The sequence below is a fragment of the Nonomuraea sp. NPDC050328 genome, from assembly GCF_044459405.1.
Classification (GTDB): Bacteria; Actinomycetota; Actinomycetes; order Streptosporangiales; family Streptosporangiaceae; genus Nonomuraea.
The window spans coordinates 446,093-472,961 of sequence record NZ_JBITIW010000004.1 but is presented as its reverse complement, the minus strand read 5'-3'; the positions used below and the strand labels follow the sequence as shown (position 1 = coordinate 472,961).

General features: G+C 71.0%; 26 protein-coding genes and 3 tRNA genes. 19 read left to right on the top strand and 10 right to left on the bottom strand.

The features are described from left to right. Positions 1 to 3: 3 nt before the first annotated feature. From ACIBG7_RS18520 to ACIBG7_RS18510, 3 genes are read right to left on the bottom strand one after another with little or no spacing between them, the layout of a single operon-like run. Positions 4 to 147, bottom strand: coding sequence for a hypothetical protein (locus tag ACIBG7_RS18520; protein ID WP_397336955.1), 144 nt, complete (start codon positions 145 to 147; stop codon positions 4 to 6). Beyond that, a complete protein-coding gene (locus ACIBG7_RS18515) occupies positions 147 to 380 on the bottom strand; it encodes a hypothetical protein (protein ID WP_397336954.1) in 234 nt (77 codons plus the stop codon). The genes ACIBG7_RS18520 and ACIBG7_RS18515 overlap by 1 nt, the downstream gene beginning before the upstream one ends. After that, positions 380 to 946, bottom strand: a complete 567-nt coding sequence (locus ACIBG7_RS18510; protein ID WP_397336953.1) for a hypothetical protein — start codon at positions 944 to 946, stop codon at positions 380 to 382. The genes ACIBG7_RS18515 and ACIBG7_RS18510 overlap by 1 nt, the downstream gene beginning before the upstream one ends. Before the next feature lie 181 nt (positions 947 to 1,127). Here ACIBG7_RS18510 and ACIBG7_RS18505 point away from each other — a divergent pair, with 181 nt between their 5' ends. Beyond that, a complete protein-coding gene (locus ACIBG7_RS18505; protein WP_397336951.1) occupies positions 1,128 to 1,388 on the top strand; it encodes a GntR family transcriptional regulator in 261 nt (86 codons plus the stop codon). A gap of 119 nt (positions 1,389 to 1,507) precedes the next feature. Continuing rightward, positions 1,508 to 1,771, top strand: a complete 264-nt coding sequence (locus ACIBG7_RS18500; RefSeq protein ID WP_397336950.1) for a winged helix-turn-helix domain-containing protein — start codon at positions 1,508 to 1,510, stop codon at positions 1,769 to 1,771. 513 nt (positions 1,772 to 2,284) lie between these two features. Here the strand turns inward: ACIBG7_RS18500 and ACIBG7_RS18495 are convergent. Continuing rightward, entirely contained in the window at positions 2,285 to 3,439 is a 1,155-nt protein-coding gene (locus tag ACIBG7_RS18495; protein WP_397336949.1) for an acyl-CoA dehydrogenase family protein, read from the bottom strand. Positions 3,440 to 3,537: 98 nt separating this feature from the next. Here ACIBG7_RS18495 and ACIBG7_RS18490 point away from each other — a divergent pair, with 98 nt between their 5' ends. Then, positions 3,538 to 4,029 (top strand): PspC domain-containing protein, encoded by a 492-nt coding sequence (locus tag ACIBG7_RS18490; RefSeq protein ID WP_397336948.1) that lies wholly within the window; start codon positions 3,538 to 3,540, stop codon positions 4,027 to 4,029. Positions 4,030 to 4,032: 3 nt separating this feature from the next. Here ACIBG7_RS18490 and ACIBG7_RS18485 read toward each other — a convergent pair whose 3' ends face one another. Both ACIBG7_RS18485 and ACIBG7_RS18480 read right to left on the bottom strand, forming a co-directional pair. Next, positions 4,033 to 5,292, bottom strand: coding sequence for an MFS transporter (locus tag ACIBG7_RS18485; protein ID WP_357929006.1), 1,260 nt, complete (start codon positions 5,290 to 5,292; stop codon positions 4,033 to 4,035). A 123-nt stretch (positions 5,293 to 5,415) separates the two neighbouring features. After that, positions 5,416 to 5,757, bottom strand: coding sequence for a metallopeptidase family protein (locus ACIBG7_RS18480; protein WP_357929008.1), 342 nt, complete (start codon positions 5,755 to 5,757; stop codon positions 5,416 to 5,418). Between the two features lie 15 nt (positions 5,758 to 5,772). Here ACIBG7_RS18480 and ACIBG7_RS18475 point away from each other — a divergent pair, with 15 nt between their 5' ends. From ACIBG7_RS18475 to ptsP, 12 genes are all read left to right on the top strand, one after another. Then, positions 5,773 to 7,299 (top strand): metallophosphoesterase, encoded by a 1,527-nt coding sequence (locus ACIBG7_RS18475; RefSeq protein ID WP_397336947.1) that lies wholly within the window; start codon positions 5,773 to 5,775, stop codon positions 7,297 to 7,299. Between the two features lie 7 nt (positions 7,300 to 7,306). After that, positions 7,307 to 7,379 (top strand) — tRNA-Glu (locus ACIBG7_RS18470). Between the two features lie 88 nt (positions 7,380 to 7,467). Continuing rightward, positions 7,468 to 7,542 (top strand) — tRNA-Asp (locus ACIBG7_RS18465). Between the two features lie 5 nt (positions 7,543 to 7,547). Next, positions 7,548 to 7,624 (top strand) — tRNA-Phe (locus tag ACIBG7_RS18460). Between the two features lie 210 nt (positions 7,625 to 7,834). Further along, a complete protein-coding gene (locus tag ACIBG7_RS18455; RefSeq protein WP_357929013.1) occupies positions 7,835 to 8,596 on the top strand; it encodes a DeoR/GlpR family DNA-binding transcription regulator in 762 nt (253 codons plus the stop codon). After that, a complete protein-coding gene (gene pfkB / locus ACIBG7_RS18450; protein WP_357929016.1) occupies positions 8,593 to 9,579 on the top strand; it encodes a 1-phosphofructokinase in 987 nt (328 codons plus the stop codon). Before ACIBG7_RS18455 ends, pfkB begins: the two co-directional genes overlap by 4 nt. A 2-nt stretch (positions 9,580 to 9,581) precedes the next feature. Then, on the top strand, positions 9,582 to 10,673 hold the full coding sequence (locus ACIBG7_RS18445) for a PTS mannitol transporter subunit IICB (RefSeq protein ID WP_357929018.1): 1,092 nt from the start codon (positions 9,582 to 9,584) through the stop codon (positions 10,671 to 10,673). After that, complete coding sequence (locus tag ACIBG7_RS18440) at positions 10,670 to 10,978, top strand: PTS lactose transporter subunit IIB (RefSeq protein WP_357929021.1); 309 nt, start codon at positions 10,670 to 10,672, stop codon at positions 10,976 to 10,978. Before ACIBG7_RS18445 ends, ACIBG7_RS18440 begins: the two co-directional genes overlap by 4 nt. After that, entirely contained in the window at positions 10,971 to 11,387 is a 417-nt protein-coding gene (locus ACIBG7_RS18435) for a PTS sugar transporter subunit IIA (protein WP_357929025.1), read from the top strand. Before ACIBG7_RS18440 ends, ACIBG7_RS18435 begins: the two co-directional genes overlap by 8 nt. Further along, the gene (locus tag ACIBG7_RS18430; protein ID WP_397336946.1) at positions 11,384 to 12,379 is read left to right on the top strand and encodes a zinc-dependent dehydrogenase; all 996 of its coding nucleotides are present in this window, start codon (positions 11,384 to 11,386) and stop codon (positions 12,377 to 12,379) included. The genes ACIBG7_RS18435 and ACIBG7_RS18430 overlap by 4 nt, the downstream gene beginning before the upstream one ends. Positions 12,380 to 12,388: 9 nt before the next feature. Continuing rightward, positions 12,389 to 12,667 (top strand): HPr family phosphocarrier protein, encoded by a 279-nt coding sequence (locus ACIBG7_RS18425; RefSeq protein WP_357929031.1) that lies wholly within the window; start codon positions 12,389 to 12,391, stop codon positions 12,665 to 12,667. Next, positions 12,660 to 14,324: a phosphoenolpyruvate--protein phosphotransferase gene (gene ptsP / locus ACIBG7_RS18420; protein WP_397336945.1), complete on the top strand. Its 1,665-nt coding sequence runs from the start codon at positions 12,660 to 12,662 to the stop codon at positions 14,322 to 14,324. The genes ACIBG7_RS18425 and ptsP overlap by 8 nt, the downstream gene beginning before the upstream one ends. Here the strand turns inward: ptsP and ACIBG7_RS18415 are convergent. Beyond that, on the bottom strand, positions 14,293 to 14,625 hold the full coding sequence (locus tag ACIBG7_RS18415; RefSeq protein ID WP_357929036.1) for a PadR family transcriptional regulator: 333 nt from the start codon (positions 14,623 to 14,625) through the stop codon (positions 14,293 to 14,295). The two genes, ptsP and ACIBG7_RS18415, sit on opposite strands and share 32 nt — an antisense overlap. A 38-nt stretch (positions 14,626 to 14,663) precedes the next feature. Next, positions 14,664 to 16,556 (bottom strand): glycosyl hydrolase family 8, encoded by a 1,893-nt coding sequence (locus ACIBG7_RS18410; RefSeq protein ID WP_397336944.1) that lies wholly within the window; start codon positions 16,554 to 16,556, stop codon positions 14,664 to 14,666. Between the two features lie 279 nt (positions 16,557 to 16,835). Here ACIBG7_RS18410 and ACIBG7_RS18405 point away from each other — a divergent pair, with 279 nt between their 5' ends. From ACIBG7_RS18405 to ACIBG7_RS18390, 4 genes are read left to right on the top strand one after another with little or no spacing between them, the layout of a single operon-like run. Further along, on the top strand, positions 16,836 to 18,491 hold the full coding sequence (locus ACIBG7_RS18405) for a discoidin domain-containing protein (RefSeq protein WP_397336943.1): 1,656 nt from the start codon (positions 16,836 to 16,838) through the stop codon (positions 18,489 to 18,491). After that, positions 18,491 to 19,645, top strand: coding sequence for an MFS transporter (locus ACIBG7_RS18400; protein ID WP_357929043.1), 1,155 nt, complete (start codon positions 18,491 to 18,493; stop codon positions 19,643 to 19,645). The genes ACIBG7_RS18405 and ACIBG7_RS18400 overlap by 1 nt, the downstream gene beginning before the upstream one ends. Then, positions 19,642 to 20,553, top strand: coding sequence for a hypothetical protein (locus ACIBG7_RS18395; RefSeq protein WP_357929046.1), 912 nt, complete (start codon positions 19,642 to 19,644; stop codon positions 20,551 to 20,553). Before ACIBG7_RS18400 ends, ACIBG7_RS18395 begins: the two co-directional genes overlap by 4 nt. A 37-nt stretch (positions 20,554 to 20,590) precedes the next feature. Then, positions 20,591 to 21,550: a helix-turn-helix domain-containing protein gene (locus tag ACIBG7_RS18390; protein ID WP_397336942.1), complete on the top strand. Its 960-nt coding sequence runs from the start codon at positions 20,591 to 20,593 to the stop codon at positions 21,548 to 21,550. Positions 21,551 to 21,553: 3 nt separating this feature from the next. On the opposite strand, the gene ACIBG7_RS18385 is transcribed toward ACIBG7_RS18390, so the two are convergent. After that, positions 21,554 to 25,054: a S8 family peptidase gene (locus ACIBG7_RS18385; RefSeq protein WP_397336941.1), complete on the bottom strand. Its 3,501-nt coding sequence runs from the start codon at positions 25,052 to 25,054 to the stop codon at positions 21,554 to 21,556. Positions 25,055 to 25,371: 317 nt separating this feature from the next. Next, the gene (locus ACIBG7_RS18380) at positions 25,372 to 26,457 is read right to left on the bottom strand and encodes a hypothetical protein (RefSeq protein WP_397336940.1); all 1,086 of its coding nucleotides are present in this window, start codon (positions 26,455 to 26,457) and stop codon (positions 25,372 to 25,374) included. Positions 26,458 to 26,869 lie beyond the last annotated feature (412 nt).

The following is a 26,869-nucleotide window of genomic DNA, read 5'->3' as shown; positions in this document are numbered from 1 at the left end:
GGATCACCTGCCCTCGGCGTAGAAGGTGGTCAGCCACGCCTCGAACGCCGCCGGGTCGATCCGGGCGCGGATCTCGGCGTCGAGCTGGCGCGTGGCGTCGGCGAGCAGCTCGTCGAGCTCGGCGTCGGTGAGCGGCGGCTTGGCCATCACGCGCACCTCCGGCCGACAAGCTCGCAGCGCAGACCACCCACGGTCGGCGCGTGCACGGTGCGCGTGCACAAGCAGCCGAGGTCCGGGCACGGCCCGGCCGCCTGCCAGATGCCGCCGGCGCGCCAGATCGTGTGCTGCGGGAACTCGGCGCGCAGGGCGGCGGCATCGGCCGGGACCACCACGAGCACCAGGGGCGTGGTCTCGCGCAGGATGCTCTCCTCGGTCGCCATCACGCCACCGCCGCGAGCTGCTCGCCGGGGTACGGTGCTCGCCGCCGCCACCCGACCGGCCGGGGCAGCGTCGCGGGCAGGTAGGGCCGGGGCGCGGCGGGTGCGGCCGACGGCTGGGCGGTACGGCAGGCGAGGTCCAGCGCGCTGGGCCGGGACGGCGCGGTGGTGCTGGCGGCGAGCTGCTCCAGGAGGGTGTGCTCGGTCTCGTCGACGAGCAGCGGGGAAGCCTGCTCCTCGACGGGCGTCAGGTCCGGCTCGGCCGGCTGGGCCGGGGCCGCGGGGACGCACTCGACCGGGGGGAGCCACTCGGTGGCGGGCATGTGGCGGCCCTGGATGCCGGCGGCGCGCAGCAGGTCCCAGCGCGCGGCCACCTGCTCGGGGCCGGGGGTGACGTACTCGTGGGCGGGGACGGAGCCGCAGCCGGTGGGGCCGTGCTCGTAGGGGGCGTGGCCACAGATGCCGCACCCGTACGGCAGGGGCGGGCGGCTGGTGGTGAAGCAGGGGCCGTAGCTGGGCCGGCCGCAGGGTGTGGTCACCTGCGTGTCGGCCGGTCTAGGGTGGCTCACGGGTCGCACCTCCACGTGCGATCAAGGGCCCGGAGCACCAGGTGTTGACGCACCTGCCGGGCCCGTCTTTATGTGCCCCTCACACTACGCCTACATGTAAACACCCGTAAAGACTCGCTAGCTGACGTTAGCTGACGTCAGTTTCTATCGTCGCAGGTCAGCAGCTATTTACAGTCGGGATATGTTCATCTACGATCCGCGCTTCCCGCGATGGCTCCAGATCGTCGACGAGATCAAGCAGCGGATCGAGACCGGCGAGTACACCCCGGACACCAAGCTGAGCGAGGTGTCGCTGGAGGCCGAGTTCGACGTGAGCCGGCCGACCATCCGCAAGGCGATGGAGCGGCTCCGCGATGAGGGGTGGGTCGTCACCTCGCAGGGCGTCGGGTCGTTCCCGACGACGGCTGATGAGCGCAAGCGGAGGGCCTCGGGGGAGCGCTGACGGGCGCCGCGCTCTTACCCTCGCGGCCCCTACTGGAGTGGGTGCGGGAGGCTGCGGGATCCCGCGGGATGCCGGTGCCTGCCGGGGAGGGCTGCGGGGTGCCGCCGGATCCTGGTGCGGTGCAGGAATTCGAGTTCCGGGAGAACGAGCACCGGTGGGTCCAGGTCTATGAGCTGATCAAGACGCGCATCGAGGATGCGACGTATCGGCCGCACATGATGGTGCCGTCGGAGCGGACCCTGGAGCAGGAGCTTGGCGTCTCGGCGAAGACCACGCGCAAGGCGATCCGCCGGCTGCGCGAGGAGGGCCTGGTCTACACGAAGCCCAACTTGGGGACCTTCGTGGCCGACCGCGACGAGGTGGCGGACAGGGCTACCGGCTAGGGACCAGACTGCACCGAAGACTGGGGACCCCGGCAATTTCCCTGCCGGGGTCCCCGCTCCCCCTCTCGGGGGCCGCACCGACCCAGGCCGTGAGTGCCTCGGGTTGGCAGGGCTCGGGCCGGTGCGGCGTTCATTCCCCACGCCCTCGCCCGAGCGGTTGATCTCGGATCGTAGCTGATCGCTAGCGTGCTGTCACGGGCACGAGCGCCCGAGATCGTCCGTTTCGGGGGGTCCGAAACCGGCCCTCGGAGCTTACCGAGCGGCTACATCCCGCTTACCTCCGATCCCCTCCAGGCGGCCAAATCGACAGCCACGGATTTGGGGCACGCATAGAAAAGCCGACCTGCATCTACGCAGGTCGGCACGTATAAAGAGAGCGAGGGGATTAAAAGTCCGCAGCTCTGCCAATTGAGCTAACGCCCCTCGCAAGATGCAGGGTACCGAGCGTAGTGCCCGGCTCGCGACGCGATTCGCGGCGCGGTCCGATCACGATAACGCACAGCACCCTGACGTCTAACGATACGCGGCCAGGCCGGTGAGCGCCTCGCCGAGGACGAGGGTGTGGATCTCCTGGGTGCCCTCGTAGGTCAGGACGCTCTCGAGGTTGTTCATGTGCCGGATGACCGGGTACTCCAGGGTGATGCCGTTGCCGCCCAGGATGGAGCGGGCCTGGCGGGCGACGTCGATGGCGGCACGGACGTTGGCGAGCTTGCCGAAGCTGATCTGGCGCGGCTCCAACGTGCCGGCGTCCTTCAAAGCGCCCAGGTGGTAGGCGGTGAGGGAGGACTGGGCGGTGGCGACGTACATCCAGGCGAGCTTCTCCTGGGTGAGCTGGAAGCCGCCGATGGGCCGGTCGAACTGGATACGCGTCTTGGAGTACTCGACCGCGGACTCCAGGCAGGCACGGGCGGCGCCGACAACGCCCCAGAGGATGCCGAAACGGGCCTCGGACAGGCAAGAGAGCGGCCCGCGAAGGCCGGTGACCCCCGGGAGTACGGCGGAGCCGGGCAGGCGGACGTCGTCGAAGTAGAGCGAGGAGGTGACCGAGGCCCGCAGGGAGAGCTTCTTGTGGATCTCGGGAGCGGAGAAGCCGGGAGTGTCGGTGGGCACGACGAAGCCGCGGACGCCCTCGTCGGTCTGGGCCCAGACGACGGCGACGTCGGCGATGGAGCCGTTGGTGATCCACATCTTGCTGCCGTTGAGGACCCAGTCGGCGCCGTCGCGCTTGGCGTAGGTGCGCATGCTGGCCGGGTCCGAGCCGTGGTCGGGTTCGGTCAGGCCGAAACAGCCGATGGCGGTGCCGGCGGCCATCCGGGGCAGCCACTCCTCCTTCTGCTCCTCCGACCCGTACTTCCAGATCGGGAACATCGCCAGGGAACCCTGAACCGACACGAACGACCGCAATCCGGAGTCGCCGGCTTCGAGTTCGCGGCAGGCGACGCCGTACGACGTGGCATCGGTTCCGGCGCAGCCGTACCCGGTGAGGTGCATGCCGAGCAGGCCGAGCTCGCCGAGGGCGGGGGCGAGGTCGCGGGCGGGGAAGGTGGCGTCCTCGAACCAGTCGCCGACGAAGGGGAGGATCCGGTCGGAGACGAAGGATCTGACCGTGTCGCGGATCAGCCGCTGGTCGCTGTCGAGCCGGTCGTCGATGCGCAGCAAGTCATCCATGTCCGGAATCCTCTCAGCCGAGGGCATAGGGGGCTACCAGGGTTCTACCAGGGGGAATCCCGATGTGCGAACACCGGGACGGAGGGCAGTCTGAAGACATGAACGAGACCAAGCAGCTTCGCAGGACCCAGCAGGGGCGGATGATCGCCGGTGTGTGCTCGGGAGTGGGCCAGTACATCGGCGTGGATCCCAACATCATCCGCATCGCCCTCGCCATCCTCACCCTTTTCGGTGGGGCCGGAATCGCCGCCTACGCGATCGGGTGGTTGTTGCTGCCCGATGAGGGGCGGCCGTCGATCGTGCAGGATCTGATCAGCAAGCAGCAGCACAAGGCTTCGACCGCTTCGGACACCCAGCAGGGGAACCCGTGGCATGACGCCGCCTCGACCGAGTACCCCGGGCGTACGGAGTACCCGTACCCGCCGCAGGCGCCGCAGAGCGCCCCGTACCCGCCGCAGGCTCCTCAGAGCACCCCGGCCGAGACGACCGTGCAGGAGCCGGTGACCCACGTCACCAAGCCCGAGGAGACCATCCCGGCCCAGGACACCCCGGTCACCCAGGACACCCGGGAGGACAAGCCGCAGCACTGAGCCTCAGGCAGCCGCCTCAGCGCGGACCGGCGTGGCAAGGTCTCCACGAGACTCGGCCCAGAGCATGGCGAGCACGGCAGCCGCGGTCAGCCCGCTGACCCCGGCGAGTGCGACGACCGGCTCGGGGCCGAGTCGCTCGGCTGCCAGGCCCCCCAGCAGGATGCCGATCCCCTGCACCGCCATCAGCCCCGACTGCACGAGCCCGAAGGCCTGGCCCCGGCGCTCGGCCGGAACAGCCTGGACGAAAGCCGCGTTCGCCGCGAGCTGGTAGGCCCCGCCGATGCCCGACAGGACCCACAGCACCAGCACGATCTCCAGCGGTGGCCGCATCGCGCACCCGATCAGCGGGCCGCAGCTCAGCATCGCCATCCAGCCCATGGAGCGCAGCCGCCCGGACGGTGTGACGAACCGTCCGAACAGGAACGCCCCCAGCACCGTCCCCGCCGGCATGGCCGCCATCAGCAGACCCGTGATCACCGGAGCGTTCTCGCTGTCGAGGGACATCGCGTACGGCACGGCGATCCCTTCCGGCAACACGTAGAAGCCGCACAACCAGGCGAACAGGACGAGCGTCCGCAGTTTCCGGTCGCCGAAAACCAGCCCCGCCCCAGCCTTGGTCATTCGCCACATCGAGCGCTTTTCCCGGCCTGCCTCGGCCGCCGGGCGTCGCCGTACCCCGGACAGCAGGATGAGGGCCGAAAACAGGAACGTGGCCGCGTCGAGGGCGAGGGCCCGGTACGGGCCGAGCGTGGCGATGAGCGCGCCGCCCGCGGCGAAGCCGAGCATCTGGACGGCCTGGTTGGTGATGTTCTGCAGCGCGGATCCGACCACGTAGCGATCGCCGTCGAGGATCTCCGGCAGCAGCGCCGCGCGGGCGGCCGAGAAGGGCGCGCTGAGCAGCACGACCAGGAAGACCAGGACGCACATGACGGGCAGCGGGAGTCCCGGCACCGCCATCAGCGCGACGAGAAGACCGCGGAGCAGGTCGCAGACCACCATGACCCGGCGGCGCGCGAATCGGTCGGCGAGACCGGCCAGGAAAGGGCCGCCCAGAATCGGCGGCAGGTAGGTCAGCGCGTAGACGGCCGCCGTGGCCAGCGGTGATCTGGTCCGTTCATAAACCAGGACCGCGAGCGCCACCTGCGCGAGCTGGTCGCCCAGGAGGGAAAGGCCCTGGCCGTACCAGAGCGCGCGGAACTCCCGGACGGCGATCACTTCGCCGTAGGTGGCCTGTCGTTCGGGAGCACGTCGGTGCCGCCCCATAGTCCCCGCCGTGACTGCTCAGAGTGTTCGGTATGTCACCCAAGGTGCCTGATGGAGTGGCACGTCGCAACCGATAGCATCCAAGGCCTTGCAAACTGTAATCACCGATGACGATATGTCGGGTCACCAGCCGAGTTCGTGTAGCCGATCGTCATCAATCCCGAAATGGTGGGCGATCTCGTGCACGACGGTGATCTGCACTTCTTCCACCACATCGTCTTCGGTATCGCAGATCTGGCATATCGGATTGCGGTAGATCTCGATGCGGTCGGGCAAGACCCCTGAGTACCAGTCGCCACGTTCGGTCAGGGGGACACCGGTGTACAGACCGAGCAGATCGGGCTCGGGTGGATCATCCACGACCACGACGAACACATTGCTCATCATCGCTGTGAGTTCGCCAGGAATCGTGTCCAACGCCTCGGCGACGAGCTCTTCGAACTTTTCCCGCGATACCTCGATCACGCTTGATATTAGGCCATGAGAGTTCTCCGGCTCGCCGCAGTCCTGCTCATCGCGGCCGCCGGGGCGTGGCTCGGCATCTTCCTCAGCGGCACCGTGCACGCCCCCGTAGGCCCCGTCGACACTGGTATGTCCCTCCGCCCGGCCTGGCGGGGCGAGACCGTCGTCGACGCCAGCCCCCTCGGCACCCTCAGCTTCCGCACCCACACCGCGCCCCTGCGCCTGCGCGTCACCCTCGAGAACATCGACCAGGAGCAGGCCAAGGCCCTCCTGGAGGACCCGCGGCTGACCGACCGGCTGCCCGGGATCATCGAACGCGACCTCAGGGACGGCATCGAGACGCTGGTCATCCGCTCGATCCTGTGCGCCACCGCGGGCGCGCTGGTCGCCGTGCTGCTGGTCTTCCGGCGGCCCGTCTTCGCCTTCGTCGGCATCACCGCGGCCGCCGTCGGCCTCGCCGCGACCGGGGCCGCGGCGGCGGTCACCTTCCGGCCGCAGTCGCTCATGGAGCCGCGCTACACCGGCCTCATCGCCGCCGCGCCGTCGCTGATCGGCAGCGCCGAGTCCATCATGACCCGCTTCGAGTCGTACCGCGGGCAGCTCACCAAGCTGGTCACCAACGTCTCCAAGCTCTACGACACCGTCTCCGGCCTGCCCGTCTACGACGCCGACCCGGGTTCGGTGCGGGTGCTCCACGTTTCGGACATCCACATCAACCCGATCGCGTGGGACGTCATCCGCTCGCTCAAGGACCAGTTCAAGATCGACCTGATCGTCGACACCGGCGACCTGTCCGACCACGGCACGAAGGCGGAGAACTACATCACCGACGACATCGGCAAGCTCGGCGTGCCGTACGTCTTCATCCGCGGCAACCACGACTCCAAGATCACCCAGCGCGCGGTCGCCCGTCACAAGAACGCCATCGTGCTCGACAACGCCGAGGCCACCGTCGCCGGCCTGCGCATCTACGGCCTCGGCGACCCGCGCTTCACCCCGGACAAGTCCGTCGCCGCCGACAACGACCCCGCCCGTTTGGAGCAGTTCGGCCGTGAGCATGCCGTACGGCTGCCGCAGCCCGGCCCTGACCTCGTGGCGGTCCACGACCCGACCATCGGTAAGGGTTTCTCCGGGTCCACCCCGATGATCCTCGCCGGCCACGCCCACCGCCGCTCGACCACGGTCTTCGCTTCCGGCACCCGGGTTCTCGTCCAGGGATCCACCGGCGGAGCCGGCCTGCGCGCCCTCGAACACGCCGAACCGACCCCCGTCCAGGCGTCTGTTCTGTATTTCGACAAACGCACGCACCGCCTCCAGGCCTGGGACGATGTGACCCTCGGGGGCCTCGGCGAGCAGTCCATCCACATCCGGCGTCACGTGGAGCCGGACCCTGGACGTATGATTTCTCCAGCACCGACGAACGCCCCGTCGCCAACGGGAACGATCACCGGTACTACGACGCCGGCGTCACCGCTTTGGCATGAGGGGCAATCGTCCCCTATGCTTCAGAGGTCTCCGACGGAAGGCGTCGGGAACAGGATGTGAATCCTGAGCCCCCATCGTCTAGCGGCCTAGGACACCGCCCTTTCAAGGCGGCGGCACGGGTTCGAATCCCGTTGGGGGCACCGGGTTTACCGGGAAAACGGCAGGTCGAAGGCCTCCGAAAACCTGGTAAGCTAAGCGAGGCGGAAACGCCAAGCGAAACAAAAGCAAGGTCCTGTAGAGCAGTTTGGAGTGCTCGCCACCCTGTCAAGGTGGAGGTCGCGGGTTCAAGTCCCGTCAGGACCGCTCAAGGTCAGGTAGCTCAGTCGGTACGAGCGTCCGCCTGAAAAGCGGAAGGTCGGCGGTTCGACCCCGCCCCTGACCACCAGTTACCAGCAAGAAGCCCCGTAGCGAATGCCGCTTCGGGGCGTTTTTGTTTTTCCGGACCTCCAGGACTTCCAGGGTGACGTGCCCCCTGGGTCTCCACGCGCTCACCGCGCACACCGCCATCTCCCCCGCGTGAGCCAGGTCTTGACCGGTCACACATCCGGAGATAAAAACAATCAAAACCACATCGAAACGGCGGTGAACCAACACGATGTACGCCGAGGAGCGCCAGCAGGAGATCCTGCGCAGAGCTCGCGAAGCCGGACGCGTGGACGTAGTGGCCCTGGCGGAGATCTTCGACGTCACCACCGAGACGGTCCGCCGCGACCTGACGGCGCTGGAGCGGGCGGGTGTGGTCCGGCGGGTGCACGGGGGCGCGATCCCGGTGGAGCGGCTGGGGTTCGAGCCGGGGCTGGCGGCCCGCGACGAGGTGATGACCGCGGAGAAGGAGCGGATCGCCAAGGCCGCCCTCGCCGAACTCCCGGACGACGGCTCGGTGATCATCGATGCGGGTTCCACGACGGGCCGGCTGGCGCAGGTGCTGCCGGTGGACCGGGAGCTGACGGTGGTGGTGAACTCCCCTCCCCTGGCCTCGGTGCTCGCGACGCGGGGCAACCTGACCGTGATCATGCTGGGCGGCCGGGTGCGCGGGCGGACGCTGGCGACGGTGGACGACTGGGCCCTGCGACCGCTCGCCGACCTGCACGTGGACGTGGCGTTCATGGCGACCAACGGGTGCTCGGTGGCCAACGGCCTGACGACGCCGGACCCGGCGGAGGCGGCGATCAAGCGGGCGATGGTGGCCGCGGCCGAGCGGAGCGTGCTGCTGGCCGATCACACCAAGTTCGGGAACACCTACCTGGCCAGGTTCGCCTCCGTGCAGGAGATCGACCTGGTGATCACCGACACCGGCCTGGACGCCTCGGTCGCCGCCGAGCTGGCGGGGGCGGGGCTGGAAGTGGTCCGGGCATGATCCTGACCCTGACCTTGAACCCGAGCCTCGACCGCACGATCGAGGTGGCCGAGCTGGAGCGCGGCGCGGTGATCCGGGCCGGGGCGGCGCGGCTGGACCCGGGCGGCAAAGGGGTGAACGTCTCGCGGGCGCTGCTGGCCAACGGGGTGGTGTCGTGCGCGGTGGTGCCCTTCGGCGGGGACGAGGGGCGGCAGCTCGTGCACCTGCTGGCCGACGCGGAGCTGGAGATGGTGACCGTGCCGGTCCGGGGCCGGACCCGGTCGAACGTGACGCTGGCCGAGCCGGACGGCACGGTCACCAAGATCAATGAGCCGGGGACGCCGTTGTCGGCCGCGGAGCTGGACACCATCGCCGAGGCGGTGCTGGCCGCCGCGCACTCGGCAGATTGGGTGGTCGCCTCCGGGAGCCTGCCGCCCGAGGTGCCGCACGACGTGTACGCGCGGTTGTGCCGGCGGTTCAGCGGGGCGGGGATCCAGGTGGCCGTGGACACCAGCGGGCCCGCGCTGCTGGCCGTACTGCCGGCGGGGCCCGCGCTGGTGAAGCCCAACCGGGACGAGCTGGCGGAGGCGACCGGGGGGCCGGTGGACTGCCTGGGCGACGCGGTCGAGGCGGCCGAGAAGCTGCGGGCGGCCGGGGCGCGCACGGTCCTGGCCAGCCTGGGGGCGGGGGGCGCGCTGCTGGTGGCCGAGCAGGGGGTCTGGTACGGCGAGTGCCGGGTGGACGAGCCCCGCAGCACCGTCGGCGCGGGAGACGCGCTGCTGGCCGGCTTCCTGGCCGCCCTGTCCGCCACCACCTCGACACCCGGCCGGTCCCCCTCAGGTGGGACACGGCCGCAGGCACTCGAAGACGGGCTGCGTGAAGGGCTGGCCTGGGCCGCGGCGGCCGTGGGGCTGCCCGGGAGCCGCATGCCGCGCCCAGCCGACATCCGCCGCGACCGAGTCCGGCTTCGCCCCGTAGATCCCTCCATCCCCCTGGGAGAGTAACCATGGCGGACACCTACACCCCGCCGGTCACCGGCACCGGCGCCAAGGCCACCATCCAGCGCATCGGCGGCTACTTAGCCGGGATGATCATGCCGAACATCGGCGCGTTCATCGCGTTCGGCCTGATCACCGCACTGTTCATCCCCACCGGCTGGCTGCCGAACGAGGACTTCGCCAAGCTCGTCGGCCCGATCATCTCGACCCTCCTGCCCATCCTCATCGGCTACACCGGCGGCCGGATGGTGCACGGCCAGCGCGGCGCGGTCGCCGGTGCGGTGGCCACGATCGGCCTGGTCGTCGGCGCCACCATCCCCATGTTCCTGGGCGCGATGATCATCGGTCCGCTCGCCGCCTACGTCCTCAAGCTGGTCGACGGAGCGACCGAGAACCGCGTCAAGCCCGGCTTCGAGATGCTGGTGGACAACTTCACCGCCGGCATCGTGGGCGGCGGCATGGCCCTGCTGGGCGCCTGGGGCATCGGCCCGGTGGTCAAGGCGGTCACCGACTCCGCCGGCAGCGCGGTGGGCTGGCTGATCGACAACGGCGTCCTGCCCGCCGCCTCGCTGCTGATCGAGCCGGCGAAGGTGCTCTTCCTCAACAACGCGATCAACCACGGCGTGCTGGGACCGCTGGGCGTCGCCGAGGCGGCCAGGACCGGCAAGTCGATCCTGTTCATGCTGGAGTCGAACCCCGGGCCGGGCCTCGGGCTGCTGCTGGCCTTCATGGTCTTCGGGCCGCTGGCGATGCGCCCCAGCACCCCCGCCGCGATCATCATCCACTTCTTCGGCGGCATCCACGAGATCTACTTCCCGTACGTGCTGATGAAGCCGCGCCTGATCCTCGCCGTCATCGCGGGCGGCGCGACCGGCGTCTTCATCTTCATGATCACCGGCGCGGGGTTGGTCGCGCCGCCGTCGCCGGGAAGCATCTTCGCCTATCTGGCGGTCACGCCGCGCGGCGGCTGGCTCGGGGTGGGCCTGGGGATCCTGCTGTCCACCGCGGTGACCTTCGTGGTGGCGGCGATCCTGCTCGGCTTCGGCCGGGGCGAGAAGAAGCTGCAGGAGCAGCAGCAGGCAGAGGAGGCCTCCGCGTGAGCGGCATCGACAGCAAGGACATCCGCAAGGTCGTCATCGCCTGCGACGCGGGCATGGGCAGCAGCGTGATGCTGGCCGGGACGGTCCGCAAGCAGCTCAAGGGCACCGGCGTCGAGGTGGAGCACACCCCGGTCAACGCCATCCCCGCCGACGCCGACGTGGTGCTCACCCACGCGGGGCTCGCCGCCCGGGCGCGGGCCGCCGCGCCGGGCAAGGTGGTCGTCCCGTTCCAGATCTTCCTCGGCGACCCGGCCGTCGCCAAGGTCATCGACGCGATCAAGAACGGCGGGACCGTCGGTGCGTGAGGTTCTGGAGCCGCGTGCCGTCCTGCTGAACGAGAGCGCGGCCACGCGGGACGAGGCGATCGTGCGCTGCGGCGAGGTGCTGGTGGAGATCGGCGCGGTGGCTCCGCCGTACGTCCAGGCGATGATCGAGCGCGAGCGCTCGATCTCGACCTACGTCGGCGAGCAGGTGGCGATCCCGCACGGCGTCTCCAAGGAGCACGTGCTGCGCGACGCCCTCTGCGTGCTGCGCTTCCCCGCCGGGATCGACTGGGACGGCGAGCGGGTCACCCTGTGCGTCGGCATCGCCGCCCGCGGCGACGGGCACGTGGCGCTGCTCGCCGAACTCGCCGAGGTCCTGCTCGATCCCGAACGCGCCCGCACGTTGCGCGAGGCCACCGATGTCGACACCGTTCTGAAGGAGCTCACGTGAAGGTCGCCCGCTTCCACGCCCCCGGCGACATCCGGCTGGAGGAGGCGCCGCGGCCGCAGGGCGACCTGGTCATCCGGGTGCGCAACTGCTCGACCTGCGGCACCGACGCCAAGATCCTCCGCCACGGCCACCACCGGCTCCGCCCGCCGCGCGTGCTGGGTCACGAGATCGCCGGCGAGGTGGTCGGCACCGGCGAACGCGTCCAGGTGATCGCCGCCATCCCCTGCGGCACCTGCCCGGACTGCCGGCGCGGCCGGCTCACCGTCTGCCCGAACCAGGAGTCGATGGGCTACGACTACGACGGCGGCTTCGCCGAGTACATGGCGATCCCCGACAAGGTCGTCGCGGTCGGCGGCGTCAACCGCATCCCCGACGGCGTCTCCTACGCCGAGGCGTCCGTCGCCGAACCGCTCGCCTGCGTCCTGAACGGCCAGGAACTGGCCAGGGTCGGCGAGGGCGACGACGTGGTGATCATGGGCGCGGGCCCGATCGGCTGCCTTCACGTACGGCTGGCGCGGGCCCGCGGCGCGAACCGGGTCTTCCTCGTCGACGTCAACCAGGAACGGCTGGCGATGGCCGCCGACCTGGTCCAGCCCGACGCGGTGATCGACGACTCGGCGGTCGAGCAGCTGCTCAAGCTCACCGGCTCGCGCGGCGCCGACGTGGTCATCACGGCCGCCGCCTCGGGCCAGGCGCAGGAGCAGGCGATCCGGATGGCGGCGAGGCAGGGGCGGATCAGCTTCTTCGGCGGGCTGCCCAAGGACGACCCGATCATCGCCTGCGACTCCAACCTCGTGCACTACCGCGAGCTGACCATCGTCGGGGCCAACGGGTCGAGCCCCGCGCACAACGCGCAGGCGCTGGAGCTGATCGCCTCGGGCCAGGTGCCGGTGGCGGATCTCATCACGCACCGGCTTCCGCTGGAGCGGGTGCTGGACGGGATCGACCTGGTCAGCCGGGGCGAGGCCATCAAGGTCACGATCGAGCCGTAGGAGGCGGAGATGGCGGAGCGTACGGTGGCCGTCGGGTCGCGGTCGGGGCTGCACGCGCGGCCGGCCAAGCTGTTCGTCCAGGAGGCGCAGCGGCTCGGGGTGGCGGTGAAGATCAGCGTGGGGGCGGGGAAGCAGGTGCCGGCCGCCAGCATGCTGGGGGTGTTGTCGCTCGGGGCTCGGCAGGGGACCGAGGTGACCTTGTGGGCGGCGGACGGGCCCGAGGGGGAGGCGGCGCTGGACGCGCTGGCCGCCTTGCTGGGACGGGATCTGGACGCCTCCGATGACTGACGACGCGGGCGCTGTGGATCGGGGGCTGCGGGGGCTCGGCGTGAGTCCGGGGCGGGCGGCCGGGCCGGTGGTCCGGATGGCGGCGCCGCCGGTCCTGCCGCCGCCGGGGACGGCCCATTCGGAGAGGACCGTGGGTGAGGGGCTGGCCGCGGTGGCGGATGAGCTGGAGGCGCGGGCCGCGCGGGCGGGGGGTGCGGCTGGGGAGATCCTGGAGGCGCAGGCCATGATGGCCGCCGACCCGATGCTGCGGGAGGCGGCCGAGGACCTGGTGAAGGAAGGGCTCGACCCGGCGCACGCGCTCGACGCCGCCTTCGCGACGCACCGCGAGGCGCTCGTGGCCGCTGGAGGGTACTTCGCCGAGCGGGCCGCCGACCTGGACGACCTGCGGAACCGGGCGGTGGCCGCGGTGCTCGGGCTGCCGATGCCGGGGGTGCCGGATCCCGGGCACCCGTTCGTGCTGGTGGCCGAGGACCTCTCCCCCGCCGACACCGCCGGGCTGAGCGGGGACGTGCTCGCGCTGGTCACCGAGAAGGGCGGGCCCACCAGTCACACCGCGATCCTGGCCCGTGGACGGGGGCTGCCTGCGGTGGTGGCCTGCGAGGGGGCGCTGGGGCTGGCGGAGGGGGCGCTGGTGGCTGTGGACGGGGGCAGCGGCGAGGTCGTGGCGGGTCTGGAGCCGGGTGAGGTGGCCCGGATCCAGGCGGAGGCCGCCGCCGAGCGGACCCGGCTGTCCGGCAGCCGCGGCCCGGGCCGGACCGCCGACGGGCACCCGGTCAAGCTCCTCCTCAACATCGGCTCAGCGGCGGACCTGGAGGTCGAAGACCTCGGGGCCGGGGCCGAAGGGGTGGGGTTGTTCCGGACGGAGCTGCTCTATCTCGGCCGCCGGTCCACGCCGGGCTTCGACGAGCAGGTGGCCGCCTACGCCGCCGTCTTCCGCGCCTGCCCGGACGTGGTCGTCAGAACCCTGGACGCCGGCACCGACAAACCCCTCCCCTTCCTCGACCTCCCCGACGAGCCCAACCCGGCGCTGGGCATCCGCGGGCTGCGCGTGGACAGGCTCCGGCCCGAGGTGCTGGACACTCAGCTCGCCGCCCTGGCCGAGGCCGCGCGGGCGACCGGAACCGAGCCGTCGGTGATGGCCCCCATGGTCGCCACCGCGGCCGAGGCCGCCGCCTTCGCCGAGCGCGCCCGCGCCGCCGGGATCGCCCGCGTCGGGGTGATGATCGAGGTGCCGGCCGCCGCCCTGCTGGCCGCCGAGATCCTGGCCGAGGTGGACTTCCTCAGCATCGGCACCAACGACCTGGGCCAGTACACCTTCGCCGCCGACCGCCAGCACCCCGGCCTGGCCGACCTGCTCGACCCGGCCCAGCCCGCGTTGCTGCGGCTCGTCGAGCTGTGCGCGTCCGCCGGCCGTACGGCAGGCAAGCCGGTAGGGGTGTGCGGCGAGGCGGCGGGCGACCCCCGCCTGGCGCCGATCCTCGCCGGCCTCGGAGTCACCAGCCTGTCCATGTCGGCCGTCGCGCTCCCGGCGGTGCGCGAGGCGCTGGCCGGGCACACCCTGGAGGCCTGCCAGGAACTGGCCCGGGAGGCGCTCAGCGGCCGGCGGTACCAGCGCTCGGCGGTGGTCACGTGCGGCCCGGGTCGAGGCGGCCCCTGACCACGCCGGCGGCCTGGTGCATGCGCTCGGCCTCGGCGGCGGTGATCGCCCGGCCGTGGTCGGTGATCCGGAAGTAGCGCCGGTTGCGGCCGCTCACGACCTCCTCGCGGTCGATGCTGAGCAGGCCCTGGGCGGTGAGGCGTTCGAGGATGCCGTAAAGGGTGCTGATCGACGGACGGACGCGATCGCAGGACAGGGCGATGACCTGTCCTGCGATCGCGTTGCCGTGCAGGGGGCCGTCGAGGAGCGCGGCGAGCACGAAGTACATCGGCTCGCTGACTTCCGTTGATCGTCTCGGCATGGCGATCAACGTACTCCGTTCAACGGAGTTAAGGCAAGCTACGGCACCCAGTGGTTGTGCGTGACGGTGATCATGACCTGGAGCTGGATGCTGGCCGCGAAGTAGCTGCTGCTGTCGATGGGCGTGGCGACCATCCGGTTCCAGAGCGCGTCGAGCCAGGCCTGGCTGCCGGAGTCGGTCATCGCCGCGACCGCGAAGGGCGCGAAGTAGGCCGGGGAGCTGCCGCCGGCGAGCTGCGTGCCGTTCAGCTTGTACCCGATGGCGATCTTGCCGGGGTCGCCGCCGGTCTTGCTCTTGATCCAGGTGTTCAGCTTGCGGGCCTGGGCGAGGGACTTGGCGTCCCCGCTGGTGACCGCGTCGTCGCCGATCCGCCACGGCACCCGGCAGGCGTTCCAGTAGTAGTTGCCGTCGTTCGGCGACTCCAGCACCTCGCCGGCGGCCGGCTTCGGGGTGGAGTTGGTGTTGATGACGAAGTCGGGCAGCAGGCCGGTGCTGGAGGCGAAGTTGTTCTGCAGCGTGGTGATCAGGTTCTGGTGGGCGTTGCGGATGGTGTCCCAGGCGGAGTCGCCGGTGGCCTTCCTGAAGGCGCGGAAGTGCGAGGCCATCCAGTCGGAGGTGCGGCTGATGTAGTAGTGCTCGCCGCCCGGGGTGCTCCAGTCGCCCATCTTCATCAGGTTGGTCGAGGGGTTGACCTCGTCCTTCTTGATGGCGTTGATGTGCCGGATCGCGAGCTGCTTGTAGTTGTAGGCGCCGGAGCTGCCCCACTGCTGGTCGGCCAGGAGCAGGCCGTAGGCCACGTCCATGTCGCCGTCGGTGGCCGCGTCGGTGCCGTTGACGCTGACACAGGAGCTGTTCTGCTCGGCGGCCAGCAGGTCGGGGTTGATCGAGGAGGGGTGGTCGAGCTTCCACTTGACCAGGCCGTCGAAGATCTTCTTGGCGTCCGGGTCGGCTCCGGCCATGGTCGCGACGATCACCATGCCGTAGCCCTGGGCCTCGGCGACGTAGTCGTGGTCGGCGTCCGGGGAGTAGACCTGGTACCAGCCGTTGCCGCAGTTCTGCCGGACGAAGGCGGCCTTCCACCGCTTGTAGTAGTCGACCACCTGGGCGTCGAGGGCGGACTGGCCGCCGGTCGGCTTCAGCATGCCCGCCACGTAGGGCCGGGTGTGGCTGCCGAAGGGCACCGCGACCCCGCCGGTGCCGGCCTGGGTGGTGGCGGTGACGCCGTTGCTGACCGGCGAGAGGTTGCCCGCGGCGTCCCTCGCGCGGACGGTGTAGGCGTAGGCGGTCGAGGCGGTCAGGCCGGTGTCGGTGTGGCTGGTGCCGGTGACGGTGGCGACCTCGGTGCCGCCGCGGAAGACGGTGTAGCCGCTCACGCCGACGTTGTCGGAGGAGGCGTCCCAGGCCAGGCTCACCGTCGAGGAGGTGGTGCCGGTGGCGCGGAGGTTGCCCGGGGCGGTGGGGGGCGAGGTGTCGCCGCCGCCGGCGGGGGCGCCGTACACGTCGAACTCCCACAGGGAGTAGCCGTAGGGGGTGCCGCGCTGCGTGCCGTACATGCGGATATAGCGGCCGGCGCCGGAAAGGGTCAGGTCGTCCACGCCGCCGTCGCCGCTGCTGGTGGAGTAGACGTCGGACCAGGTGGCCGCGTCGTTGGACGTCTGGATCTTGTAGGTCTTGCCGTACGCGGCCTCCCAGTTGAGGCGGACGCGGCTGATGGTGTGGGCCGAGCCGAGGTCGACGCGCACCCACTGCGGGTCCACGCCTTCGAGCGAGGCCCAGCGGGTCGTGGTGCTGCCGTCGACCGCCTTGCCCGCCTCGAAGCCGCTGGCCTCGATGGAGGAGGCGGCCGCGGGTTTGCCTCGCGACACCAGCGGGTCGGCCGAGGCCGGGACCAGCAGGGGTAACGCCAGGGCGACGGCCATGAAGAGTTTCACGAGGACACTCCCGGTTAGTTAAGAAACGTTCCTAACTCTCAGCGGAGAGTAAGCGGCCTTACCGAACCATACAAGGCCCAATCTTTCGCCTGGCCAGAGCGCGGTTGCCGCCGGCTTAAGAGGTTAGGAACGTTTCCTAACTTTCTTGACACCCCCCGGCAGGGCTTGCATGATGCCCAGTGAAGGGCTTGGCGCGGCGTCCCTCCGGACGTGACGTGCTCAGCTTGTCGAGCTGCCCCGGCCCTCAGGTCCACGCCGCCTGCACCCCCGGGAACCTTCATGACACGATTCCTGTTACCCCTGTTCCTGCTCTTCCCCAGCCTCAACGGCGTCGCCGCGGAGACCCTGCTCTCGCAGGGCAAGCCCGCGACCGCCTCCTCGATCGAAGCCTCCGGCTTCGAAGCCGGCGAAGCCTTCGACGGCGACACCTCCAGCCGCTGGGCCTCGCTGGAGGGCAGCGACCCGCAGTGGATCCAGGTCGATCTGGGCGCCAGCCGCCAGATCACCCGCGTCCGCCTCACCTGGGAGGCCGCGTACGGCAAGACGTACAAGATCCAGCTCTCCGCCGACGGCTCCTCCTGGACCGACGCCTACTCCACCAGCACCGGCGACGGCGGCGTGGACGAGGTGACCGTCAGCGGCGCCGGCCGCTACGTCCGCATGTACGGCACGGCCCGCGGCACCTCCTACGGCTACTCGCTCTACGAGATGGAGGTCTACGGCGAGGGCGGCACCACCCCCGACCCGAGCTACCAGGCCGAGAACGCCACGATCTCCCAGGCGATCATCGACACCAAGCACGCCGGCTACACCGGCACCGGCTTCGTCGACTACGTCAACACCACCGGCGGCTACATCGAGTGGACGGTGACCGCGGCCGCGGCCGGGGCCCACCGGCTCGACTTCCGCTACGCCAACAACTCCACCACCGGCAACCGGCCGGTCGCCGTCACGGTCAACGGCTCCAACGCCGCCAGCCTGACCTTCCCGCCGACCGGGGCCTGGACCAACTGGACCGTCCAGAGCGCCACGGTCACGCTCAACGCCGGCGCCAACACCATCCGGGCCACCGCCACCAGCTCGGTCGGCGGACCCAACATCGACAAGCTGGACATCGCCCCCGACACCGGCGGCGGCAGCAGCTTCGTCGTGGCCGCGGCCGGTGACATCGCCCAGCAGTGCACCGCGAGCTCCAGCTCCTGTATCCACCCGAAGACCGCCACCCTCGTGGAGTCGATGAACCCCGAGTTCGTGATCACCATGGGCGACAACCAGTACGACGACGCCCTGATCTCCGACTTCCGCAACTACTACGACAAGACGTGGGGCAGGTTCAAGAACAAGACCCGGCCCACCCCCGGCAACCACGAGACCTACGACCCCGCGGGCTCGCTGGCCGGCTACAAGTCCTACTTCGGCGCCATCGCCTACCCCAACGGCAAGCCGTACTACAGCTACGACCACGGCAACTGGCACTTCGTCGCGCTCGACTCCAACGACTTCGGCAGCACGCAGCTCAACTGGCTGAAGGCCGACCTGGCCGCGAACACCAAGAAGTGCATCGCCGCCTACTGGCACCACCCGCTCTACAGCTCCGGCGAGCACGGCAACCAGCCGGTCGCCAGGGCCACCTTCCAGGCGCTCTACGACGCCCGCGCCGACCTGGTGCTGGGCGGGCACGACCACCACTACGAGCGGTTCGGCCCGCAGAACGCCAACGGCGGCTCCGACAGCCAGGGCATCGTGTCGATCATCGGCGGCACCGGCGGCGCCTCGCCGTACGCCATCGAGAACGTCCAGCCCAACAGCCTCAAGCGGCTGACCGACACCTACGGCGTGGTCAAGCTGACGCTCGGGACCGACTCCTTCCAGACGCAGCTCATCGGCCTGGACGGCTCGGTCAAGGACTCCAGCCCGACCTACTCCTGCCACTGATGTACGTCGCCACCGCGAAACTGACCAGGCTCAGACTGCTCCTGGCCGTCCCCGGAAACGTGGTCGCGCTGGGAGCGGTGAGCCTGGTCACCGACATCTCCTCCGAGATGGTCACCGCGGTCCTGCCGTACTACCTGGTGCTCGTGGTGGGGCTCAGCCCGCTGGCCTTCGGGCTGGTGGACGGCCTCTACTTCGGGGTCACCGCGCTGGTACGGCTGGCCTCGGGGTACGCGGCCGACCGCTGGCAGCGGCGCAAGCTCGTGGCCGGGCTCGGCTACGGCCTGTCGGCGCTGTCACGGCTCGGCCTGCTCGCGGCGGGCGCCTCGGTGCCCGCCCTGGGCGCGGCGGTCGCCGTGGACCGGGCGGGCAAGGGCCTGCGCACCGCCCCGCGCGACGCGCTGATCTCCCTCAGCGCCGAGCCGGGGCAGCAGGGTCAGGCCTTCGGCGTGCACCGGGCCATGGACACCGTCGGCGCCTTCCTCGGACCGCTGGCCGCCTTCGGGCTCCTGGCCCTGGGCGGCGCCTACGACCTGGTCTTCGTGGCCAGCTTCGCGCTCGGCGCGCTCGGCGTCGTGCTGCTGGTCCTCTACGTGCGCGACGCGGTTCCGGCGCGGGTCCCGGTCCCGGTGCCCGCCGGGCCGGTCGCCACTCTGGCCACGGTCACCCCGCCCCCGGCTCCGCGGCCCTCGCTGCGCCTGCCCACCGACCGCCGCTTCCGGCGCATCCTGCTGCTGGCCTGCCTGTTCGGGCTGGTCACGCTCAGCGACTCGTTCATCTACCTGCTGCTCCAGGACCGGGTCGAGCCGGCCTTCTTCCCGCTGCTGCCGCTCGGCACGGCCCTGGCCTACCTGCTGCTGGCGGTGCCGGTCGGGCGGCTGGCCGACCGGTTCGGCCGGATGCGGGTCTTCCTGGCCGGGCACGGCCTGCTGGCCCTGTTGTACGTGCTGCTGGCGGTCAACGCCTCGCCGCTGGCGGTGCTGGTGCTGCTCGGGCTGTTCTACGCGGCCACCGACGGCGTGCTGATGGCGGCGGTCGGCCCGCTGCTGCCGGACGCGACGCGGGCCAGCGGGCTGGCGTGGGTCCAGACCGGGCAGGCCGTGGCGCGCATGCTCTCCTCGATCCTCTTCGGTCTGGCTTGGACGGTGCTGGGATGAAACGGGTGCTGATCGTCAGCCTGGCGGCGCTGCTGCTCGGCCTGGGGGTGACCGGGTACGCGTGGTGGCGGTCCGGGCCGGTGGCGGGGGCGCCGGAGGGCCTCCTGGTGCGCGACGCGGCCTCCGGGCTGATCACCGGCACGGACCGCCGCTGCGAGCGCTTCTACCGGGCCGCCGACACCGGCGTCTGCCTGGTCGTCGAGCCGGGCGCGGTGCCGAAGACCTTCGCGCTCGTCCTCGACCGGAACATGCGCGAGGTGCGGCGGGTGCGGATCGCCGGCATCCCCAGCCGGGCCCGCGTCTCGGCCAGCGGCCGGATGATCTCCTGGACCGTCTTCGTCACCGGCGACTCCTACAACAGCGGCGGCTTCTCCACCTGGACCGGGATCCTCGACACCAAGACCGGCTACCTGGTCACGAACATGGAGGAGATCCCGCTCTTCCTGGACGGCAAGCGGTACTACTCGGTCGACGTCAACTACTGGGGCGTCAGCTTCGCCGCCGACGACAACCGCTTCTACGCCACCGTCTCCACCAAGGGCCGCACCTACCTGGTGGAGGGCGACTACGCGAACTGGCGGGCCAAGACGCTGGCGCAGAACGTCGAGTGCCCGTCGCTGTCGCCGGACGGCACCCGGCTGGCCTTCAAGAAGCGCATGCCCGGCGGCGACTGGCGGCTGCACGTCCTCGACCTGGCCACCATGCGGCAGACCCCGCTGGGCGAGCCGGCCAACGTGGACGACCAGGCGGCGTGGCTGGACACCAAGACCGTCCTGTACGGCAGGGCCGGCGACGTCTGGTCGGTGCCCGCCGACGGCACCGGACAGCCGAAGCGGCTGGTGACGGGGGCCTCCTCGCCGGTGCCGTTCCCCGCGGCCGCGGCGGCGGTCTCTAGAATGGCCCGGTGATCTCGACTTACCGGGCAAACTACCCCAAAGCACGACCTTGCTCAGCGCCGCAGGACTGACCACCGAGGAGGAGGCCGCCTACCGGCTCCTGATCAGGAGCGCCGGGGTCGAGCCGGCCGAACTGGCGGAGGTCCTCGGCATCGAGAGCGAGAGCGCCCGGCACGCGCTGGCCGCCCTGCTGGCCAAGGGGCTGGCGCGAGCCGTACCGGGTGAGGAGCGGTTCGTGGCCGTCGCGCCGGACGTGGCGCTGGCGGCCCGGCTGCACCGCCGGCAGGAGGAGGTCGACCGCGCCCGGCAGGCGGTCGAGCAGCTCACCGCCGAGTACCTGGCGCACTCGCGGCGGCGCGAGGCGACCCAGCTCATCGAGGTGATCACCAGCAGGACCGCGCTGCGCGAGCAACTGCGGCTGCTCCAGGACAACGCCCGGCACGAGGTGGTCAGCCTCTGCCGGGCCGGGCACGTGGCGATGACCTCGGAGGAGAACACCGAGGAGCTCGCCGCGCTGCGCCGCGGGGTCGGCTACCGCGTGCTGTACGAGCGGGCGCTGCTGGAGGAGCCGGGCATGCTGGTCAACCTGGCCGAGGGCATCAAGCTCGGCGAGCAGGCCCGGGCGGCGGCCGAGCTGCCGGTCCGCATGATCATCGCGGACGGCGAGCTCGGCGTGCTCCCGCTGGTCCAGCACACCGGCGGGCTGACCCAGCTCACCGCCGCGCTCATCCGGCCCAGCAGCCTGCTCGACGCGCTCAAGGCGCTGTTCGAGAGCCTGTGGGAGCGGGCCACCCCGGTCAGCCTCACCCGGCCGGACAGCCCGCTCGACGCCGACCACCTCTACCTGCTGTCGCTGCTGGTCGCGGGGGTGCCGGACAAGTCCATCGCGACCCAGCTCAAGGTGTCGCAACGGACCGTCCAGCGCCGCATAACCCACCTGATGGAACAGGCGGGCGCCCAGACCAGGATGCAACTGGCCTGGCACGCCGCGCGCGAGAACTGGCTGTGACGATCAGTACGCCCTGATCACCGTCTGGGTGACCCGGTTGCCGGCCGAGTCGGTGGCGCTGACCCGCAGCGACGGGCCGGAGCGCAGCACGATCGCGGTGTAGCGGCCGTCGCCGAGCCGGTGCACCGGCTGCCGGCGCCAGGTCGCGCCGGCGTCGTAGGACACCTCCAGCCGCAGGTCCTTGACGCTGACGCCCGGCAGGTGCCGGACGGCGAGGCCGAGCAGGCCCGGCCGGACGTCGTAGTCGAGCTGCAGCAGCGGCACCGCCTCCTGGCCCCGCTTGGAGCGGAAGGTCCAGGCGGTCTCGGTCGCCACCGCGGTCGTCCACTCCTCCGAGGTGCGCTTGGTGGACAGCTCCAGGCGGTACTCCGCCTCCTCGGCGACCGCCGGGAAGGCGCCCCAGGCGGCGTCGCGCTCCTCGACGAGCACCCCGTTCCGCAGGAACCGGGCCGAGACGGTGTCGTTGTCGACGCCCGCCCGGGAGACGTGGCCGGAGGCATCCACGAACTCGGGGACGCGGATCTCGAAGGTGTCGTCCTTGCGGGTGGGCTGCGCCAGCCAGGCGGGGATCGCCGGCCGGACGACCGGGCCGTGCCAGCCCTCGCTGACCCGCTCGCCCGGCTGGTAGCTGCGCGGCGCCTCGGTCAGGCCGTCGCGCAGCCGGTTCATGTCGTCCCAGGTGTACTGGTGGTTGACCAGGTGCTGCCAGACGGAGCCGTCCGCGCTGACGTACTCGGTGCGGCTGGAGGGCGCCTTGACGACCCGCTGCGTCTCCATCGTATTGCCCAGCGAGAACGCCTGCCACGGCCGCCAGCCGAAACGCTGCTCCTTGGCCCAGCCGAAGCCGCCCGCGTCGTGGTACCTGGTGTCGACCCGCGCGGTGTTGCGGTGGCTGACCTCGTGCACGATCCGCTCCGGCACCCGGCCGCTGGAGACCTGCCACACGTCGTAGAGGTACGGCGAAGCCATCGTGCCGGTGACGTCGAGCAGGGCCCGGCCCTTCCTGACCCGCTCCAGCAGCCGCTGCCCGTGGTCGTTCGCCATGACCAGGAGCGGGATGGGCTGGTGGATGTTCGCCGGGTTCCAGCCGCGGGAGAACGCGCTGTCCGGGGTCAGCACGATGATCGCCGAGGTCGCGCCCGCCTTGGCCGCCTCGCCCGCGGGGTCCTCCCAGTTCATGGTGGCCGCGTCGAGGATCGCGGTCTTGCCCCGCACGCCGCTGGTGCCCTCGACGAGCCGCCACAGGTGCCGGCCGTCGACCGCGGGCGAGCCGCCCCACAGGCCCATCGGGTAGGTCTCCCCCGCCAGCTTCGCGGTGATCTTGGGCTTGACGAGCTGCCAGCGGGAGGCGAACTCGAAGCTGCCCTCGGCGACCGGCTGCGTGGGCGAGACGTTGAGGCCCTCGATGACGTCGAAGTTCATGACGCCCTGGGAGATCTTGCGCGAGCCGTAGGCCCGGTGGGTGAAGTAGGTGAAGATGCCGACCTGCTCGGCCGGCTCGCTCACCTTGACCGTGACCGGGGTGGTCTTGCGGAAGTCGATCAGCACCTCCATGTCGCGATCGACCTTCAGCTCCGGGATGACGACCAGGCCGTCCCGCGGGTGCATGCGGCCCCAGCCGCCGGCCAGGTTGAGCACCTGGGTCATGTAGGTGCCCTCGGCGACCTCCACGGTCAGACCGTCCTGCGGCAGCCAGGTGAGCAGGTCGTCCAGGCGGGTGGCGCCGAACATCGAGATGGTGTCCGCGCCGGTCGGGTTGCCCGCCGCGTCGACCGCGGTGAAGCGGACGGTGTGCTGGGGGCCGGTCCAGGTGAGCGCGATCGTGGTGTGCACGGTCTCGGCGCCCGCGGTGGCCACGACGTGCCCGCCGTACCGGCCGTAGGGCAGGGCGGCCAGGTCGGCCCGGACCTGCACCTCGGCGGTGCCGCCGGCCGGGACGGTGACGCTCGGCGCGCTGAGCGCCACGCCCTGCAGGGTGCTGGACAGCGCGAGGGTGATCGGGGCGTCGGTGCCGTTGCGGTAGGCGATCGTGCCCTCGGCGGCGGTCGAGCCGCCCTTCTCGTGCTTGCCGAGGTTGACCGAACCGGTCGCGGTCACGCCCTGGCGCAGCGCGCGGGCCACGTCGAGCCGGCCCGCGCCGGCGTCGTCGACGAGCTGGCCGTCCACGATCCGGGCGGAACCGATCAGCGCGTTCTTGATCTGGTCGGCCCGCCAGTCGGGGTGACGCTGCTTGAGGATCGCGGCGGCGCCCGCCACGTGCGGGGTGGCCATCGAGGTGCCGGACGCGGCGGTGTAGCGCTCGTCCACCGGCTGGCCCATCGACGTCCCCGCCGCGCGGGCCGCCACGATCGCGACGCCCGGCGCGGTGAGGTCCGGCTTGGGGGCGTCGTCGAGGCGCGGGCCGCGGCTGGAGAAGTCGGCGACGGCGTCGTTGCGGTCCACCGCGCCGACCGTCAGCGCGGAGGTGGCCGCGCCGGGGCTGCCCACCGAGTAGGACTGGCCGTCGTTGCCCGCGGCGACCACGAACAGCGCGCCCGTGCTCTCGGTCAGGGAGTCGACCGCCTGGCTGAGCGGGTCGGTGCCGTCGGTGGCCTCGCCGCCCAGGCTCATGTTGATCACCGAGGCGCCCGAGGCGGCGGCCCACTCCATGCCCTGGATGACGCCGGACGTGCTGCCCGAGCCGTCGTCCCCGAGCACCTTGCCGATGATCAGTTCGGCGCCCGGTGCGACGCCCTTCTTACCGTCGCCGCCCGCGATCGTGGCGGCGACGTGCGTGCCGTGCCCGTTGCCGTCGGCCGCGCTGGGCTCGCCGGTGAACACCTCCGCCTGCTTGACCCGCCCGGCGAGGTCCGGGTGGGTGGCGTCCACGCCGGTGTCCAGGACGGCGACCTTCACGCCCTTGCCGTCGAAGCCCGCCCGCCACGCCTCGGGCGCGCCCACCTGGGGGACGCTGTGGTCGAGGGCGACCTTGACCTTGGCGTCGAGCCAGATCCTGGCCGCGCCCTGGCTGAGGGCGGAGGGGTTCCACAGCTTGCCGATCGTGGCCTTGTCGGCCTGGACCGCGCGCCCGCCGATGCTCGGCAGCGGCGTGCCCGAGGCGGCGGCGAAGCTCTCGCCCTTGCTCTCGTTGAGCAGCAGCAGCGGCAGCTTGCTGGTCTTCGCGTCGTCGTAGCCCTGCTCGATCAGGTCGCTGACCGCGAACAGGGCCGGGTCCAGGCGCTTGGCGGCCAGGTGCGGAACCATGTCCACCGGTACGACGCGGAGCTCCCCGTCCTCCTCGGTGGTGTGGAAGCCCATCCGCTCGCGGCCCGGGCCCGGTCGCACCTCCACCGCTCGCCGGCCCTGGTCCGCCTGCCGTACGGTCACCACGTCGCCGGTGACCAGCGTCACGCGGTGCACGTCGAAGGGTGCGGCTTGCGCCGCCTCGGCCACCGCGACCGGCGCGGGACTCAGCAGGGCGGCGGTGGAAACTCCCACCGCCGCCACATGTGCGGACCAGTGCATGGGGGGCAGACCTCTCGCATCAACAACCTGTGGACACGAGGGTGAGCGATGGGACGGGCGAGCCGCCAGCGCTCAGACCTGCCATTTGTCTGACATGTCGCGATTACGACACCTGGGAGCCACCTCGCCGACACCTCTGCCGGCGCGGCGGGCCCTGGGCAAAAGAAGAGGGAGCCCGGCGCGGCACCGGGCTCCCTTCTGGCGGCAACAGGCCGTCCAGGTATGGCTGGGGGGCCACGCAGCAACGCTAGAACGTCCGGCGGGGGCGGACGGCCGGCTTTGCGATCTCTTTGGGAAGTGCTGGCCGTACAGGGCGGTTAGACGAGCGCTTCGTCGTCGCCCGTCCAGAGGTAGGTGACCATGACCCAGTCGTTGGTGGTCATCCCCAGGTCGTCCAGGAAGAGGCGGTCGGCGAGGTCGATGCCGGCCGGGTTGCGCACCTGGCGGGAGCGGTCGTCGCGGCGCTGGTTGTAGCCGTCCAAATAGGCGGCCTGAGCTTGCGGTTTTCCTTGCGGAAGATCGCGCCACATCTCGCGGACATCGGGACCGTTCCAATAATCGTCGCGGATATTCCACGGGCCGACATCCCAAATGGGCGCGGTGGCGCAACGGCTGGTCGCGGCGTAGCAGATCTTGACCTCGTACGCCTTGTCGCGAATTCCGGCGTTGAGCGCGCGGCGCGACGGGAGGGCGGCGAAACGGTCGGTGCTGCGGATGGTGTGGCCGTTGGCGGTCTTGTCGCCGATCTGGCCGATGCGGGTGGCGTAGACCCGGCTGGTCAGCGGCAGTTCGGGGGCGACCTGGGGCGTGGGGGTGGCCGTGGGGGTGGCCGTGGGGGTGGGTACAGCACTGGGCCCAGGAGTGGGTCCGGTGCGGGCGGGGTCGACGAGGAGGCGCAGGCTGTGCACCTCGGGGCCGGGGCCGGACGCGGTGTGGCGCTCCAGGGTGATGCGCGCCTGGAGCCGCACGACGGACCTCGGCAGGACGACCTCGGGGGCGTCGCGAGCGAACTCACGCCACTCGGTCCAGCGGTTCGTGGCGGTCTGGCCACGGATCTCGACCAGGACGTCGCTGCCGGGCGGGATCTGCGCCGACAGGACCGGACGGACCCGGTGGGTGGGGGCGGCGGTCCCGAAGGCCGCGCTCACGTAGAAGCCGTGGCGGGCGCCCTCTTCCCCGGCGAGGTCAACGGGCAGGGCGGGCAGGCGCAGGCCGCGCGTGGTGTGGTCGATGTTGTGCTGGCTCTCACCGGCGGAGGTCAGATCGACCGAGAAGCTCTGACCGGCTGAGGACAGGCGTTCCGCCGGGTCGGTCTCGCCGGCGGCCAGGACGCCGGGCGGGTGCAGCCAGGTCACGGCCAGAAGCGTCATGGCCAGGGTGGTGCCGTTGAAGGTGAATCGCATGCCGTCCGCTCCCGGTGGATCGCCCGCACTCAGGGGGCATCGGCCCTTGATCGGCAATACCCGCCGGCCGAGCGCCTTCTCACCTGTGGAGCGGTATACGAGATCCCACGAAATGGACGATCTTCCTGTACCTGGACGGACACGAGACCCCGGGCGACGGTGAAGCGGGCACCATCACTGCGCCCGGTGGTCTGCGTGATCATCCGCCGCCGGCCCGTCGACCGGCGGATCTTCCTGAAAGCCGTCCCGTTCCCGAGGTCCACACCCGGCGAAGGCACCGTTCGCCGGACGGGGGTTCAGGAAGCTTCGGGTGGCGAGCGCCACGGTCGTACCGGGGGCACTGGGGCCGAGGCCCCGCCGGAGTACCGGGCGTCAGGACTCAGAGACCGGAGCCAGCCAGCTCCGTCCACGA